The following is a 15,436-nucleotide window of genomic DNA, read 5'->3' on the forward strand; positions in this document are numbered from 1 at the left end:
TCGTATCAGGGCAGGTCGTCTCCGCCGTGCCGGAGCTCGCAAACCGCGAAGGAGACGCACCATGATCTATCAGAAGCCCGGCACCCCAGGTGCCCTGTTCAGCTTTAAGCCCCGCTATCAGAACTTCATCGGCGGCCAGTGGGTTGAACCGGTGCAGGGTCGCTACTTCCCCAACACCACGCCGGTGGACGGTTCCACCATCTGCGAGATCCCCCGCTCCAGTGCCGAAGATATGGAGCTGGCCCTGGATGCCGCCCACAAGGCCCAACCCATCTGGGGCAATGCCCCCGCAGCAGAACGTGCCAACCTGCTGCTGAAGATTGCCGATCGCATCGAGGCCAACAGCGAGGTCCTGGCCCTGGTGGAGACCTGGGACAACGGTAAGCCGATTCGCGAAACCCTGGCGGCGGACCTGCCGCTGTGCGTGGACCACTTCCGCTACTTCGCCGGCGCCCTGCGCGCCCAGGAGGGCAGCATCGGTCAGTTGGATGCCCACACCAACGCCTATCACTTCCACGAACCCATCGGGGTAGTGGGACAGATTATCCCCTGGAACTTCCCGCTGCTGATGGCCGCCTGGAAGCTGGCTCCTGCCCTGGCCGCCGGCTGCTGCGTGGTGCTCAAACCTGCCGAGCAGACCCCGGCAAGCATCCTGGTGCTGATGGAAACCATCGGTGACCTGCTGCCTGAAGGGGTGGTCAATGTGGTCAACGGCTTTGGCGAGGAGGCGGGACAGGCTCTGGCCAGTTCCAAGCGCATCCGCAAGCTGGCCTTCACCGGCTCCACCCAGGTGGGACGCCACATCATGCACCAGGGAGCGGATAACCTGATCCCGGTGACGCTGGAGCTGGGGGGCAAATCCCCCAACATCTACTTCGAAGACATCATGGAGCAGGATGACGCCTATATCGACAAGTGCGTCGAAGGGCTGTTGCTGGGCTTCTTCAATCAGGGTGAGGTGTGTACCTGCCCGTCCAGGGCGCTGGTGCAGGAGTCGATCTACGACCGCTTCATTGAGCGGGTGCTGGTGCGGGCCAGTGCGATAAAGCAGGGCAATCCCCTGGATACCGATACCCAGGTGGGCGCCCAGGCGTCGCAGGAACAGTTCGATAAGATCATGAGCTACATGAAAGTGGCCCGCGAGGAGGGCGCCGAGTTTCTCCTGGGCGGCGAGGCCTTTACCCCGGCCGACGGCAGCGGCGGCTTCTATGTGCAGCCGACCCTGCTCAAGGGGACCAACGACATGAGGGTGTTCCAGGAGGAGATCTTCGGCCCCACCCTGGGAATCACCACCTTCAAGGATGAGGCGGAGGCGATCGCCATCGCCAACGACACCGACTACGGACTGGGTGCAGGGGTGTGGACCATGGACCAGAACCGGGCCATGCGCCTGGGGCGGGCTATCGAGGCCGGCAGGATCTGGGTCAACTGCTATCACCTCTACCCGGCCCACGCCACCTTCGGCGGCTACAAGCAGTCCGGCATCGGGCGGGAAACCCACAAGATGGCGCTGTCCAACTATCAGCAGACCAAGAACCTGCTGGTGAGCTACGACCCCAACCCTCTGGGTTTCTTCTAGCCCCATAAACAAACGGCCTCAATTGAGGCCGTTTTTACTTCACCCGGAAGTGCCGGGCTTCACTGCGCTTAAGGGGAAACATTCATGGATGTGGAAATGAAGAGACCGTCAGGTAATTCCACTTCGACAGACAGTGTTCCTCCACCTGGCCCAACTCTTAGGCTGCTTCCATACCTGCCCGTGCCGCAAGTACTTCTATTATCGGCACGAACAACACCATCCTCATCAACATGATGTATCGGCACGTTAGTACTTCGTTGAACAAAGCTCGTTTGGCCGACAGCTTCCACATCTCCATCCGTTACAAACGTCACTGTAGTTCCATACGGGACAGGGTTGAACGTACCAAACGGTGCATTAGGAAACTGACCATTGTCTGCCACATCCAACACACATACAGCTACCTTGCCATCAACCGGCGCCGTTGCCAGCCAAGGCTCATCTGTTTGGTCATTCCAACAGTCAAACCACCCCTCTAATTGATCGCCATCTGCATCAACACCCAAAGCGTCGAAATGACAGAAATACACTTCTGGTCTGGCTCCGGACATCACAATAACGCCTGAAACGCCTAGGTCTACCAGTTCTCTGCTGCAGTCACCGCTGGTCAACGGCTCGCCCTGGCACAGCAGGCCGTTATACTGGCCGTCTCCGGTATCCCAGTCGGTGCTGTGGTTACGATCGATAAAGGGCTCAATGGTAGAAACGCCTGTACCGTCGTCGTAGGTGCCACTTTCGTTATGATCGAAGAACACCTCATGCTCATCATCACCATCCCATTCGCCCAGGTCGTAGAAACCATTGCCATTAACATCGTCAAAGGATTCCTCTCCTTCGATAAAGGCCGTTACGGTTACCCGACCATCGTCAGGACGAGGATCCTGAGAAACCCATTCAACATTACAGATGCCGTTTTCGGTCAGGCAATTGGCTCCGACCGACCCACCCTCGGTTACCACAGAGATGGCGGTGCCATCTGGCACCGGATTATTAAAGTGATCGGCCGCGTAAACATTGATGCCTACCCGTACACCGTTATAGCGCCAGGCCTGCGGATTCAGCACCGAGAAGCTGATGTCAAAGCTGTTCTTATCCGGCAGGCCAGTACCCACTCTCAGTTCCTGAGAGACCGCCACTATCAGGGGATCGCTGTCCACCACCTCGGCCTTCACCCGGAAGGGCCCGGGCAGGTTCTTGGAGGTCAGGGCCACCGAGACCATCCCCTGGTTGTCACTCCTGGCCAGTTGGGTGGTCAAGGAGAAACGCTCCTCGCCACTGGCCGCAGAAAGGGCCACATCCACCCCCTGCTTGGGCTGGCCATTTTCATCCAGGACCTGGAACAGCAAGGTGGTGGTTCGCACGCCGCCTGTGCCCTCAAGCTGCAGGTAGTCGGGTGTTGCCGACACAAACTGAATGCTGGCAATGGGCACCGAGGCCAGGGGAATGATCAGGCTGTCGGTGGCGGTGCTGCCCCCCAGGGCCAGGGTCGCGGTCACCTGGTCCTGCTGCTCACAGCCGGTCGAGCGATAGGTGGCCACCGCCTCGCCCCCCTGGGATAGGACCTGTTCATCGATCTCCGCCTTGTCGCTCAGGGCACAGGTGGAGGAGAAGCTGACCGACAGGGGCTCCATGTAGGGCTGACCGTTCACGGTCAGCGACGCCGTCACCGCCATGGTGGAGCCATCGGAGAGCACCTGACCATCGGCCAGGCTGGTGGAGAGAGTCAGGCCCACCTGAATGGCGTTGATCTGGGCATACATCTGACTGGTGGCATCGGCATAGCTGGCACTGATGGCTACCACCCCTTCATCGTCATCGGCCTGGATGCGAATCAGGGCGCTGCCATCCTCACCGGTCAACACCCGGCCATCCGCGGGGATCAGACTGCCTTTGTCACTGAACACATTAACCAATTCGCCCGAAGAGTCCGAACCGTCACGCCGGGCGTGCACTCGCAACACCGCCGCTTTCTGAGCATCGAAGCTGGTGCTCTGGGCACAGGAGTCGAGGGTATCAGCATAGGGATCGGGACAATCCCACATGCTCATCTCAAGAGTGTGAGCGGCGGCCGTGCTGTCCCCACTTCCGGTGCTACCGTCATCGTTATCACCCCCTGGACGCCAGGTCTCAGGCCGCTCTGTAGGGTCTTGCTGATCCAGGCTTCCATCGCCTCCACAGCCCACCATCACTCCTAAGGCGCAAAAAAGAACAAGAAATTCCCTTATTCCTGCAAGTTTCATTAGATTCACCAACCCTGTGCATTAATGGTGCTTTTTCTATAGTCCAGGGTTTAAGAATTATCAAACTCTAGTCAATTCAATATCTTGAGCTTGACACTCTGTTGCCTCAAATTGCGCGAACTCAAAACAAAACATCTAACTTTTGAATGTTAATGACAAGGTTTAGCTTAAGTGACGAAAATTAAGCATCAACCCGCTTCACCTCGCGCCCTCCAGACCATCAGCACTTCACGGCAAGTCAGTTAACATTAAATATCGGAGATGCACAGGCGGAAGAGGGGGTAATAATCATCACGCTAACCTGCTTCAAGGTGCCAAACACAAAAAAGGAACGTCCAAAAAAACGTTCCCCATCATGAACTTCATTTAAACCAGCCTGCTGGTATTAACGTCGGCCGGTCAGATGACCCAGCATGGTTTTCACTCTGGTCCAGAAGCCGGGTCGCTCAGGTTCCATCGCCATCGGCTCTGGCAATACCACCCGGGGGGAGAGGCCATCAAACAGTGCCGCCAGGGAGTCCGCCACCCGGGTTTGCGGCTCCTGGCCAGGCAATTCCAGCCAGACGGAGCCGTCGCTGTTGTCCAGCACCAGCATCAGATCCGAGTCCGCCATCACGCCGATAAACCAGGTGGGCGGCTGCTTCAGCTTCTGCTTCATCAGGGCATGGCCAATCAGGTTCTCCTGCAGGAACTCGAAATCCTCCTCGTTCCAGGGCTGCAGCAGTTCACCGGCACCGAAGGGGGCATCGAAGCCGGGATTGCCTGCGTAGAATTGGCCGTAGAAATCAGCCAGGGCCGGATGCAACTCCAGCTCCAGAGCCTGGGCCAGGTTGGCAAAGTCCGCCGTGGCACGGGCTGCAGGCTGCCACAGCTGACCCAGATCATGCTCCCCGGCACTGGCGGGACCGGATTCGGGACGGTCGGTCACGGGCAGGTGGCCATGAGTCTGGGTCCAGGCAGAGGCATGACGGTCGAAAAACTGGCCAAGAGGCGAGCGATGGTTCATGGGGTTGGCATCTCTGGGTTAGAATAGCGGGATATTGTGCCACGTTTCGGAATCACTATGACAGATCACCATGATCCCTATCAGGGCGCCGAAGCCCTCGAGGGGCTGACCCTGGGCCATCAGACCCAGTACCAGGACCACTACGCGCCCGAGCTGCTGCAGGGCGTGCCGCGCCAGCTGAACCGGGATGCCATCGGCCTGGGCGAGACGCTGCCGTTCGACGGCGCCGATGTCTGGACCGGCTTCGAACTCTCCTGGCTGAATGGCAAGGGGAAACCGATGGTGGCCATTGCCCATTTCGCCCTGCCGGTCACCTCCAGCAATCTGGTGGAGTCCAAGTCATTCAAGCTCTACCTCAACAGCTTCAACCAGACCAGATTCGACAGTGTCGAGGCGGTGCAGCAGGCCCTGACCAAGGACCTGTCCGAGTGTGCCCAGGGCGAAGTGAGCGTTCGCATACTGTTGCCCTCTGAGTTTGAAGCAGAGCAGGTCACCGAGTTTGAGGGTGAGCTGATTGATGAGCTGGATATCGCCATCGACGACTACGAGTTCAATCCGGACTACCTGGAAGGCGCCGCCACCGGCGAACCGGTGGAGGAGACCCTGCGCTCGGACCTGCTCAAGTCCAACTGCCTGATCACCTCTCAGCCCGACTGGGGCAGCGTGCTGATCCGCTACCAGGGGCGTGCCATCGACCGGGAAAAGCTGCTGCGCTACCTCATCAGCTTCCGTCGCCACAACGAGTTCCACGAACAGTGTGTGGAACGGATCTTCATGGATCTCAAGCGGTACTGCGGCTGTGACAAACTGACCGTCTACGCGCGCTACACCCGCCGCGGCGGCCTGGACATCAACCCCTATCGCAGCGACTTCGAGCCGGTGCCGGCCAATGTCCGCCTGGCAAGACAGTAATAGCCACACAAATTTAGTGGCTACTTTATAATCAAAATTTGCATCCGGAGGCGGCCATTCTGTAGAATGCCCGCCGCCTTGAGGAGCTTATAGGAACACCATGTTTAAGCCAGAACTGCTGTCCCCCGCCGGGACTTTGAAAAATATGCGCTACGCCTTCGCCTACGGTGCCGATGCGGTCTACGCCGGTCAGCCCCGTTACAGCCTGCGTGTGCGCAACAATGACTTCAACCTGGACAACCTGGCTACGGGCATCGAAGAGGCTCACCAGTTGGGCAAGAAGCTGTATGTGGTGTCCAACATCGCTCCTCATAACTCCAAGCTGAAGACCTACCTGCGCGACATCGAGCCGGTAATTCAGATGAAGCCGGATGCGCTGATCATGTCCGATCCCGGCCTGATAATGATGGTCAAAGACGCCTTCCCCGAGCAGAGCATCCATCTGTCGGTGCAGGCCAACGCCATCAACTGGGCCAGCGTCAAATTCTGGGAGCGCCAGGGCATCGACCGGGTGATCCTTTCCCGGGAGCTCTCCCTGGATGAGATCGAGGAGATCCGCCAGCAGTGCCCAGAGATGGAGCTGGAGGTGTTTGTTCACGGCGCCCTGTGCATGGCCTACTCCGGCCGCTGCCTGCTTTCCGGCTACATCAACAAACGGGATCCCAACCAGGGCACCTGCACCAACGCCTGCCGCTGGAACTACAACGTCCACGACGCCAAGGAGAACGACTCCGGCGACGTGGTGGCGGTGAACCCCGCCGACAGCGGCGTGCAGAGGGTGGAGCCTACCCTGGGCCAGGGCCCTACCAGCGACCAGGTGGTGTTGCTGCAGGAAGCCAACCGTCCCGGCGAATACATGCCCGCCTTCGAGGATGAGCACGGCACCTACATCATGAACTCCAAGGATCTGCGCGCCATCCAGCACGTGGAGCGCCTGGCCAAGATGGGGGTCCACTCCCTGAAGATCGAGGGCCGCACCAAGAGCTTTTACTATGTGGCCCGCACCGCCCAACTCTACCGCAAGGCCATCGACGATGCCGCCGCCGGTCGTCCGTTCGACCCCAACCTGATGCTCTCCCTGGAGTCCCTGGCCCACCGCGGCTACACCGAAGGCTTCCTGCGCCGCCACACCCACGACGAGTATCAGAACTACGACTATGGCTACTCGGTCTCCGAGAAACAGCAGTTTGTCGGCGAGCTGACCGGCGAACGCAACGCCCAGGGCCTGGCCGAAGTGCTGGTGAAGAACCGCTTCGAAGCGGGCAACAGCGTTGAACTGATGACCCCGGCGGGCAATCTCAACTTCAATCTGGAACACATCGAGAACCGCAAGGGCGAGCAGGTGGACGTCGCCCCGGGCAATGGCCACACCGTCTATCTGCCTCTGCCACAAGAGCTGGATCTGGGCCATGCCATCCTGATGCGCAACCTGGACGAAGGGCAGACCACCCGCAACCCGGTCAAGCCGGCTTAACCGGTGTTTGCCCACAGAAAAGGCGCCTGACGGCGCCTTTTTTCGGTTCTATATACGCGCTTCGTTTACAGATCAGACAGGTACCACTGCACCGAGGAGCCGGAGGGCATGATCACCGGACCGTGGGTGCCGCCCAGGGAGACCCCGCCGGTGGCGGTGTTCATGTCCACATGCCAGTACTTGCCCTTGGGCGGGGTCAGGGTGCTGATGCCACCCTGGATCTCAGTTTCAAAGGCGTTGGCACCGCCCAGCTTCAGGGACACTTGCGGGCCGTTGTTGCTCAGCTTCAGCACACGGGCATCGGCGCCGCAGGCATGGGTATCAAACTCGTAGGTAATCGCCATTGTCTCTTCCTTGTTAAATGGGGTTTGCAGGCAGCCGACACCGTGCCGGTTGCCCAACAAGTAAAGACGACAAATCGACAAGCGGAACAGCAGGGTTGCCAGGCAGACTCGCCCTGGCTGCCGGTTGAGGCTCAAACGGCATACCGGCCTCCCACCCCTTCCTCCCGCTTGGGACCATGACAATAAAAAGATTAAAAACAGTAGTTTATTCTGATAAAAGTGATGAATCGCATGGATAACCAGAGATGACGCCGAACATGACGGGCTGTTAACGTGACCGGGAACGTCCGCAAGGACCACAGGCCCCGTTCTCGTTGGCAGGCAAATCGGAGGGACAGCGGCTCACACCGGCGTTAGAGAGTAACTGCGGCCTTAACTCGGCCAAGAGCGGCGCGCTTTTGTTGCCCGGCTAAACTTATGGTAAAGTCGCCGCCCTTAGCGATAACTGACCGACGTAGACATGGCCCTAATCATTCTCGACAGCTGCATCAACTGCGACATGTGCGAACCTGAATGTCCCAACCAGGCGATCACCATGGGTGAGGAGATCTATGAGATCGATCCTGACCGCTGCACCGAGTGCGTTGGCCACTACGACAAACCGACCTGCGTCAGTGTCTGCCCCATCGACTGCATCGATCCGGATCCCAAGCACCCGGAAGATGACGCCACTCTGATGGCTAAATACCTGATCCTGACAGGAAAGGCATAGTCTTAAGCTTGGCCAGGGCAGCCATAATCGGCTGTGGCACCGGTGGCAACAGGCTCACCCGCCCCAACAAGGCCTTGAGCTCCATCGCCAGCTCAGTCTCACCACGCATCTCCAGCTCCCGCTGAAAGAACAGGCCATCGGCATCTCCCTCACCACAGGCCAGGATGGCAAACGCCTTCAGGCTCCCCTGAAGCTGAGCCGGTTCATCCCCCTGGGCCCACTCCACCTGCCACTGTCCCTGCTCCAGACCCAGAGCCAGGGCCAAGGGCACGCCATTGAGTGCGATGGCGATGCGCCGTCCCTCGAGAAACGTCAGCTCTCCCTGGCGAACCAATTCACCGAATCGATGAGTCAGCAGTGGCGTCAGGGCCAGAGCGACGGGTGTAACCGGGGGGTTAGGCAGATTCATAGCAGTCTGAAATCCATTCACAGATCAAAAAACACATTGTAAACAGGGCATTCATCACAATCAGTGTTCAGGATCAAAGTCTGGTTTGTTGGTTTGGGTAGAGTGGCACGACGCAACACTGGAACCTGGAACAAGGACAATGGAACTGCTTGCTCCTGTGGCCAACCTGGCCGCCTTGGACAACGCCCTGGATGCGGGCGCCGACGCCGTCTATGTCGGATTAAAGAACGACACCAATGCCCGCCGCTTTGCCGGCATCAACTTCACACCACAGGAGTTGCAGGAGGCCGCCCGCCGCTGCCGGAGCCGGCAGAAAGCCCTGATGGTGGCCATCAACACCTTCCCTCAGCCCGGCCAGGAGTCCCGTTGGCAGGACGCAGTCGCCGTGGCCGCCGAAGCCGGAGTACAGGCACTGATCATGGCCGATCCCGGCCTGCTCGCCTTCGCCCAGAAACACTATCCGGGCGTCGAACGCCATCTGTCGGTCCAGGCCAGTGCCGCCAATCTGCCCACCCTGAAACTGTTCCACCAGGAGTTTGGCATCACCCGGGCGGTACTGCCCAGGGTGCTGGACATCGATACCGTGGAAGCGATCTGTGCCGAGAGCCCGGTGGAGATCGAAGTGTTTGCCGGCGGCAGCCTGTGCGTCATGGCCGAGGGACGCTGTCAGCTCTCCCACTATGTCAGCGGCCACTCGCCCAACTCAGGCGGCGCCTGTTCTCCGGGCAGTCTGGTCAGCTGGGAGGAGCACCAGGGTGAGCGCGAAGTTCGCCTGGACGGTCACCTGCTGGACAAGGTGCAGCCCGGAGAGGCCGGCGGCTACCCGACAGTGTGCAAGGGCCAGTATCTGGTGGAGGGCAAACCCCTCTACCCCATCTCCCGCCCCTGCTCTCTCTCCACCCTGCCGCTGCTGGCCCGCTTTGGCCGAGCCGGGGTGGCGGCCCTAAAACTGGAAGGACGACAGCGCAGCCCCTACTACACCCGTCAGGTCACCCGGCTGTGGCGCGAGGCCATCGACCGCTGGCTGGCGGATCCCGAACATTACCGAAGCGAGCCAGGATGGCACCTGCAGCTCAAACCCCTGGCAGAGGGCGGCCTGGTGACCGCCGGCGCCTATCTGAGAAGCTGGCATTAGGAGGCCTCATGAAACTGTCACTGACACTCAACTGCTGGCCCCTGACCCGCCAGCAACAAAGCCAGCAGCTGGATGCCCTGACCCAGGCACCGGTGGCGCGCATCGTTCTGGGAGAAACCGTCTGCGAAAAAAGAGACCGTCCCTCTCTGCGTACCCTGCTTGAGGTGGCTGAGGTCGCCCAGGCCAGCGGCATCCAGGTGGTGCTGGCCAGCCTGAATCTGGTCAATGGTCCCCGGGAACTCAAGCTGGTAGAACAGGTGTGTGGTCAGCATTCCCTGATGGTGGAAGCCAATGATCTGACCGCCGCCGCCCTGCTCAATGAGCTGGACCAGCCTTTCTGGGCCGGCGCCAACCTGAACATCTACAACAAGGAAAGCCTGGCCTGGATCGCCAGACTGGGTGCCATGGGCTACCAGCCCCCCATCGACATGAGCGAGGAGAACATGGCGCTGCTGCTGGAAGCGGGTAATGAGCTGGGGCTGGAGGGAGAGATACTCGGCTTCGGCTGGCCACAATTGGCGGTGTCTGCCCGCTGTGCCACCGCCCGTATCCATGGCCGCAACAAGGAGCACTGCGACAAGGTGTGCCAGCACCATCCGGTGCCCATGGCCAGCACCCTGGAACAGGAACCCCTGCTGCTGCTCAATGGCCCGCAGAATCACGGCGTCAAACCGGTGGACAGGCTGGACGGGCTGGCTCACTGGCAGCAGGTCGGCGCCCGCTGGCTGAGAATCATCCCTGGTCCCTGGCAACAGGGCGAGTGGTTACAGAGCCTGGAGGAGCTCAGCCATCCAGAGAGGGCGTCTCGTCTGCGTCGCGAAATACCAATACCAGGGCATAGAACAGCCACAGAGTTACACACAGCAACAGCAGCCAGCCTGTAAGGGCAGGCCACCACACCGTAGGGCGCACCTCACCGAACAGCCCGTAGGGATAGCGGTCCTGCAACACCATCAGGGCATCCTGACGCAGCAGCAGGGTGGTGGCCAGTGACGCCGCCGCTACGGCGGGGATCACCCCCCAGCGTGGCGGCTTGTCCATTAAGATGGAACGGCAATACACCAGGGCACAGAGGATGGTCATCACATAGAAAGCCATCATCGCCTTGGAGTGCAGATTGCCGACATTCACCGGAAACAGCCCGCAACCGGACAGACAGAGACTGAGCAGAACGCCACACACCAGCAGTGGCGAATGAAAGCGCCTGTTAATCAGCCAACTTGAGAAGATAAAAGAGAGACTCAGGGCCAGGCCACCGAAAAACAACCCGCCATTGACCATCACCGCCAGGGGCGAAGTCTCGCCATAACGGCCCAGCTCAGACAGGCTGTGATTGAGAAAACTGAAGTGTTCCCCCGCTTCGCCACGAAATGCCAGGGCCGCCACCAGGGAGGGCAGCACCAGCAGAGCCAGGGCGGCAATGCCGATGCGATTGGTGAGACGAACCAAAGGACGATGCTGATATTTCATGGGTTTTTCCGCATAGATAACCGGGCTAGTGTAGCTACACTAACCCGGCATTTAAAGGGCTTATCCGCGGATGTGGTAATCCCCTTGGGCCAACCACTTGTAGGTGGTCAAGGCCTCCAGCCCCATGGGGCCTCGGGCGTGCAGCTTCTGGGTGCTGACCGCCACCTCGGCCCCCAGGCCAAACTGGCTGCCATCGGTGAAGCGGGTACTGGCGTTGATGTACACCGCCGCCGAGTTGATGCTGGCGGCAAAATAGTGGGCATTGGCCATATCCTGAGTCAGGATCGACTCGGAGTGTTCACTGGAGTGGCTGCGGATATGCTCGATCGCCTCTTCCACATCGGCCACCACCTTGATTCCCAGGGTCAGAGACAGCCACTCGCGGTCGAAGTCCCCCTCTGCGGCCGCATCGATGTCGATGAGTGAACGGCTGACCGCGCACCCTTTGAGGATCACGCCCTGAGGCGTCAGGCGGGATTTCACCTTGGGCAGCAGCTCGGCAGCCACGGCCTGGTGAACCAGCAAGGTGTCCAGGGCATTGCACACCGTCGGGCGCTGCACCTTGGCATTCTCGATCACGTCCAGGGCCCGCATCAGATCCGCGCTCTGATCCACAAACAGGTGGCAGATGCCGATGCCGCCGGTGATCACCGGGATGGTGGCCTGCTCCTTACACAGCTGGTGCAAGCCGGCACCGCCACGGGGGATGATCATGTCCACGTGGCTATCCAGCTTCAACAGTTGGGCCACCAGGGCCCGGTCCGGATCCGCAATCAATCCAATGGCGGCCTTGGGCAGGTCATGGGCTTTCAGGGCCCGGTGCAGCACCGCCACCAGGGCCAGATTGGAGCGCAGGGTCTCCTTGCCTCCACGCAGGATCGCGGCATTGCCGGTCTTCAGGGCCAGCACCGCCACATCGATGGTGACATTGGGGCGTGCCTCGTAGATCACCCCCAGCACCCCGAGGGGGATACGACGGCGACTGAGACGCAGGCCGTTCTCCAGCAGCTTGGAGTCAATGTCCTCACCGACGGGGTCCGGCAGACCTATCACGGTACGAATGTCGTCACAGATGGCGGTCAGGCGCTCCGGGGTCAGCAGCAAACGATCCAACATGGCGCCGCTGATGCCGTTGGCTTCCGCCTCTTTCACATCTTCGGCGTTGGCTTCAAGGATGGTGGCTTGGTGCGCCTGAAGCTGGTCGATGATGGTCTGCAGCAGGGCATCTTTCTGGGCCCGGCCCAGTCCCAGCAGGGCAAAGCTGGCACGACGGGCATCGCGGCCCATCTGTTGTAAGTCTGTCGTCATAGAATCACCAAATCGTTTCGATGCACCGCCACGGTGCCATAGCTGAATCCCAGATGTTGCTCAATCTGCTCCGAATGACAGCCGATGATGCGGGCCAGGCTGGCATGATCATAGCGCACGATCCCTCGGCCTATGGTGCGCCCCTTGGGGTCACAGATGGAGACCGCCGCCCCGCGCTCGAAGCGCCCATCGATGGCGGTGATCCCCTTGGGCAACAAGCTGGAGCCCTTCTCCACCAGGGCCCGCACCGCCCCTTGATCCACGGTCAGGCAGCCGCTGGCCGCAGGCGCCGCCAGCAACCACTGCTTGCGGGCATCCAGCGGCGCTTCATCGGCACAGAAGCGCGTGCCCACAGGCTCGCCCCGCACCAGGCGCTCTATCACCCCTTCACTGTGCCCCGCGGCGATGGCCACCTGAATGCCGGCCCGCTGGGCCACGTCGGCCGCCTGCAGCTTGGTGGCCATGCCACCGGTGCCCAGGCTGGTGCCACTGCCGCCGGCCAGTTTGCGCAGCTCGTCGGTGATGCGGTTCACCTCGCTGATCAGCACCGCATCCGGATTGGAGCGGGGATCGGCGGTAAACAGGCCACTTTGGTCGGTCAGCAGGATCAGCTTGTCTGCGTCCGCCAGCATCGCCACCAGGGCGGAGAGGTTGTCGTTGTCCCCCACCTTGATCTCGGCGGTGGCCACGGCGTCGTTCTCATTCACCACGGGAATGATGCCAAAATCCAGCAGGGCGTTCAGGGTGTCCCGGGCGTTGAGATAGCGTTCCCGGTCATTGAGATCGGCCCGGGTCAACAACATCTGCCCCACGTGCATATCGAACAGGTTGAACAGGTGCTCCCAGGTCTGCATCAGGTGGCTCTGACCCACCGCCGCCAGCATCTGTTTGCTGGCCACGCTGGCGGGCAGGTCCGGCTGGCCCAGGTGCTCACGGCCTGCGGCAATGGCCCCGGAGGTCACCAGGATGATTTCACAACCACCACGCTTGAGACGAGCCATCTGCCGGACCAGCTCCACCATATGGGCCCGGTCCAGGCTGTTACCGCCTGAAGTCAGGACACTGGTGCCCAGTTTGACCACCACGCGCTTGTAGGGAACAGAGAGAGAAGACATCGGAATCACTGATAAAAATTCATCCCTCCTTTATAACCCAGGCCAGTTCAAAGCTCATCTTAAAAACGAGAAAAGGCGCCCCTAAAAGGGACGCCCATCACGATATGTTGCTTCTTTATACAGGCTTTTTATAGCACTGCGTATTTCACGACAAAGGCCAGGGCCAGCACCAGTACCGCCGGGTTCAGCTCTTTCACCCGGCCGGTCATCAGCTTCAGGGCCGCGTAGCTGATAAAGCCAACGGCGATGCCGTGGGAGATGGAGTAGCTGAGCAGCATCACCAGGGTGGTCAGCACTACGGGAGCCGCTTCGGTCAGATCTTCCCAGTCCACACCCACCAAACCGGACATCATCAGGATCGCCACATACAGCAGGGCGCCAGTGGTGGCATAGGCAGGCACCATGCCCGCCAGAGGGGAGAACAGCAGACAGGCGATGAACAGCACACCCACCACCACGGCGGTCAAGCCGGTGCGGCCGCCGGAGGCCACACCCGCGGTGCTCTCAACGTAACTGGTGGTGGTGGAGGTCCCCAGCATGGCACCGGCAATGGTGGCGGTGGAGTCAGCAAACAGCGCCTTGGAGAGGCGCGGCAGGCGACCGCGGTCATCCAGCAGGTTACCGCGCTGAGCCACGGCGATCAGGGTGCCCGAGGTATCGAACAGGTCCACAAACAGGAAGGCAAACACCACAGAGATCATGCCCACATCCAGGGCACCGGCCAGATCCATCTGCATCAGGGTCGGAGTGATGGACGGTGGCGCAGACATGATGCCGGTAAACTCCTGCTTGCCGGTCAGCACCGCGACAGCACTGACGACCAGGATACTGATCAGGACCGCCGCCTTGTTGCGAAACTGGACCAGGGTGATCACCAGCAGGAAGCTGAACATCGCCATGATGCTTTCGAATTTGGTCACATCACCGAGGGACACCAGGGTTGCCGGATTATCGACGATGATGCCTGCACCTTGCAGGCCGATAAACGCAAGAAACAGACCGATGCCGGCAGCAATACCCAGTCGCAGGGACATGGGAATGGCGTTGACGATCCACTCACGCACCTTGAACAGGGAGAGCAGCAAGAAGCAGATACCTGAGAGGAACACCGCACCCAGGGCGGTCTGCCAGGAGTAGCCCATCTGACCCACCACCACGAAGGTGAAGAAGGCGTTCAGGCCCATACCGGGCGCCAGAGCAATGGGGTAGTTGGCGACAAAGCCCATGATAAAGCAACCAATGGCGGCTGCCAGACAGGTGGCGACGAACACGGCCCCTGAGTCCATGCCAGCCATTTCCAGCATGGAGGGGTTCACGAAGATAATATAAGCCATAGCCAGGAAGGTCGTCAGGCCAGCGATCACCTCTTGGCGCACACTGGTCCCATGAGCCTTCAGCTTGAAGAGCTTTTCCATCATAGGATGTCCTAATTTTTAATTTTTTAATATTTTGGGGTACAGAGTTTCTGCCTGGGGCAGATGCGGCGCAATTATGCGGATTTCATCCCCCCTCAGCAAGGGAAGGGAGTAAAAGGAGCATGAAACTGTTGCGAAAATGCTCAGGAATGTGATCCCGGTGAGCAGATCTTACCCCCACTCAAGGTGGCGAAAATCGATGGGATATGCAGAGAAAAGAGATAAAAAAACGCCGGCAACAAGGTTACCGGCGCAAAGGATGACAAATGTTCGGCCTTACTCCGCCGGCCAAAGCAGCCGACGACACAGATGGGGTC

Annotated in this window: 14 protein-coding genes; 6 read left to right on the forward strand and 8 right to left on the reverse strand. The window is 60.0% G+C overall.

Translation table 11 applies throughout. The annotated features are described in order from the left end of the window. Positions 1-61: 61 nt before the first annotated feature. The gene (gene exaC / locus G505_RS0118250; RefSeq protein WP_028110840.1) at positions 62-1,579 is read left to right on the forward strand and encodes an acetaldehyde dehydrogenase ExaC; all 1,518 of its coding nucleotides are present in this window, start codon (positions 62-64) and stop codon (positions 1,577-1,579) included. Between the two features lie 68 nt (positions 1,580-1,647). Here exaC and G505_RS0118255 read toward each other — a convergent pair whose 3' ends face one another. Both G505_RS0118255 and syd read right to left on the reverse strand, forming a co-directional pair. Next, positions 1,648-3,621, reverse strand: coding sequence for an Ig-like domain-containing protein (locus G505_RS0118255; protein WP_157509282.1), 1,974 nt, complete (start codon positions 3,619-3,621; stop codon positions 1,648-1,650). Positions 3,622-4,204: 583 nt separating this feature from the next. Next, positions 4,205-4,825 carry a SecY-interacting protein gene (syd, locus tag G505_RS0118260; protein ID WP_028110842.1) on the reverse strand — a complete coding sequence of 207 codons (621 nt, stop codon included), beginning with the start codon at positions 4,823-4,825 and terminating at the stop codon, positions 4,205-4,207. 57 nt (positions 4,826-4,882) lie between these two features. Between syd and queF the strand changes: the two genes are divergently transcribed. Together queF and trhP are read left to right on the forward strand one after the other, a co-directional pair. Then, positions 4,883-5,737 (forward strand): NADPH-dependent 7-cyano-7-deazaguanine reductase QueF, encoded by an 855-nt coding sequence (gene queF, locus G505_RS0118265; protein ID WP_028110843.1) that lies wholly within the window; start codon positions 4,883-4,885, stop codon positions 5,735-5,737. Between the two features lie 100 nt (positions 5,738-5,837). Beyond that, positions 5,838-7,211 (forward strand): prephenate-dependent tRNA uridine(34) hydroxylase TrhP, encoded by a 1,374-nt coding sequence (trhP, locus tag G505_RS0118270; protein WP_028110844.1) that lies wholly within the window; start codon positions 5,838-5,840, stop codon positions 7,209-7,211. A 65-nt stretch (positions 7,212-7,276) separates the two neighbouring features. Here trhP and G505_RS0118275 read toward each other — a convergent pair whose 3' ends face one another. Beyond that, positions 7,277-7,555, reverse strand: a complete 279-nt coding sequence (locus G505_RS0118275; RefSeq protein ID WP_028110845.1) for a hypothetical protein — start codon at positions 7,553-7,555, stop codon at positions 7,277-7,279. A gap of 460 nt (positions 7,556-8,015) precedes the next feature. Between G505_RS0118275 and G505_RS0118280 the strand changes: the two genes are divergently transcribed. Beyond that, the gene (locus G505_RS0118280) at positions 8,016-8,267 is read left to right on the forward strand and encodes a YfhL family 4Fe-4S dicluster ferredoxin (protein ID WP_028110846.1); all 252 of its coding nucleotides are present in this window, start codon (positions 8,016-8,018) and stop codon (positions 8,265-8,267) included. Here the strand turns inward: G505_RS0118280 and ubiT are convergent. After that, positions 8,236-8,676, reverse strand: coding sequence for a ubiquinone anaerobic biosynthesis accessory factor UbiT (ubiT, locus tag G505_RS21970; RefSeq protein ID WP_051216431.1), 441 nt, complete (start codon positions 8,674-8,676; stop codon positions 8,236-8,238). The two genes, G505_RS0118280 and ubiT, sit on opposite strands and share 32 nt — an antisense overlap. Before the next feature lie 139 nt (positions 8,677-8,815). On the opposite strand from ubiT, the gene ubiU reads away from it, so the two are divergent. Together ubiU and G505_RS23150 are read left to right on the forward strand one after the other, a co-directional pair. Further along, the gene (gene ubiU / locus G505_RS0118290; RefSeq protein ID WP_028110847.1) at positions 8,816-9,811 is read left to right on the forward strand and encodes a ubiquinone anaerobic biosynthesis protein UbiU; all 996 of its coding nucleotides are present in this window, start codon (positions 8,816-8,818) and stop codon (positions 9,809-9,811) included. An 8-nt stretch (positions 9,812-9,819) separates the two neighbouring features. Next, entirely contained in the window at positions 9,820-10,695 is an 876-nt protein-coding gene (locus G505_RS23150; protein ID WP_028110848.1) for a U32 family peptidase, read from the forward strand. Here the strand turns inward: G505_RS23150 and G505_RS22585 are convergent. The 4 genes from G505_RS22585 to G505_RS0118315 all read right to left on the reverse strand — a co-directional run bounded on the left by G505_RS22585 (position 10,595) and on the right by G505_RS0118315 (position 15,122). Then, entirely contained in the window at positions 10,595-11,281 is a 687-nt protein-coding gene (locus tag G505_RS22585) for a hypothetical protein (RefSeq protein ID WP_051216435.1), read from the reverse strand. The genes G505_RS23150 and G505_RS22585 overlap by 101 nt on opposite strands. A 60-nt stretch (positions 11,282-11,341) precedes the next feature. Further along, a complete protein-coding gene (locus tag G505_RS0118305; RefSeq protein WP_028110849.1) occupies positions 11,342-12,589 on the reverse strand; it encodes a glutamate-5-semialdehyde dehydrogenase in 1,248 nt (415 codons plus the stop codon). Beyond that, on the reverse strand, positions 12,586-13,704 hold the full coding sequence (gene proB, locus G505_RS0118310; RefSeq protein WP_028110850.1) for a glutamate 5-kinase: 1,119 nt from the start codon (positions 13,702-13,704) through the stop codon (positions 12,586-12,588). Before proB ends, G505_RS0118305 begins: the two co-directional genes overlap by 4 nt. Positions 13,705-13,832: 128 nt before the next feature. After that, complete coding sequence (locus tag G505_RS0118315) at positions 13,833-15,122, reverse strand: NCS2 family permease (RefSeq protein ID WP_028110851.1); 1,290 nt, start codon at positions 15,120-15,122, stop codon at positions 13,833-13,835. Positions 15,123-15,436 lie beyond the last annotated feature (314 nt).

The organism is Ferrimonas futtsuensis DSM 18154 (genome assembly GCF_000422645.1).
Classification (GTDB): Bacteria; Pseudomonadota; Gammaproteobacteria; order Enterobacterales; family Shewanellaceae; genus Ferrimonas; species Ferrimonas futtsuensis.

Coding starts and splice junctions, on each gene's coding strand:
- exaC (WP_028110840.1), top strand. CDS start 62: ATGATCTATCAGAAGCCCGGCACCCCAGGTGCCCTGTTCAGCTTTAAG.
- G505_RS0118255 (WP_157509282.1), bottom strand. CDS start 3,621: ATGTGGGATTGTCCCGATCCCTATGCTGATACCCTCGACTCCTGTGCC.
- syd (WP_028110842.1), bottom strand. CDS start 4,825: ATGAACCATCGCTCGCCTCTTGGCCAGTTTTTCGACCGTCATGCCTCT.
- queF (WP_028110843.1), top strand. CDS start 4,883: ATGACAGATCACCATGATCCCTATCAGGGCGCCGAAGCCCTCGAGGGG.
- trhP (WP_028110844.1), top strand. CDS start 5,838: ATGTTTAAGCCAGAACTGCTGTCCCCCGCCGGGACTTTGAAAAATATG.
- G505_RS0118275 (WP_028110845.1), bottom strand. CDS start 7,555: ATGGCGATTACCTACGAGTTTGATACCCATGCCTGCGGCGCCGATGCC.
- G505_RS0118280 (WP_028110846.1), top strand. CDS start 8,016: ATGGCCCTAATCATTCTCGACAGCTGCATCAACTGCGACATGTGCGAA.
- ubiT (WP_051216431.1), bottom strand. CDS start 8,676: ATGAATCTGCCTAACCCCCCGGTTACACCCGTCGCTCTGGCCCTGACG.
- ubiU (WP_028110847.1), top strand. CDS start 8,816: ATGGAACTGCTTGCTCCTGTGGCCAACCTGGCCGCCTTGGACAACGCC.
- G505_RS23150 (WP_028110848.1), top strand. CDS start 9,820: ATGAAACTGTCACTGACACTCAACTGCTGGCCCCTGACCCGCCAGCAA.
- G505_RS22585 (WP_051216435.1), bottom strand. CDS start 11,281: ATGAAATATCAGCATCGTCCTTTGGTTCGTCTCACCAATCGCATCGGC.
- G505_RS0118305 (WP_028110849.1), bottom strand. CDS start 12,589: ATGACGACAGACTTACAACAGATGGGCCGCGATGCCCGTCGTGCCAGC.
- proB (WP_028110850.1), bottom strand. CDS start 13,704: ATGTCTTCTCTCTCTGTTCCCTACAAGCGCGTGGTGGTCAAACTGGGC.
- G505_RS0118315 (WP_028110851.1), bottom strand. CDS start 15,122: ATGATGGAAAAGCTCTTCAAGCTGAAGGCTCATGGGACCAGTGTGCGC.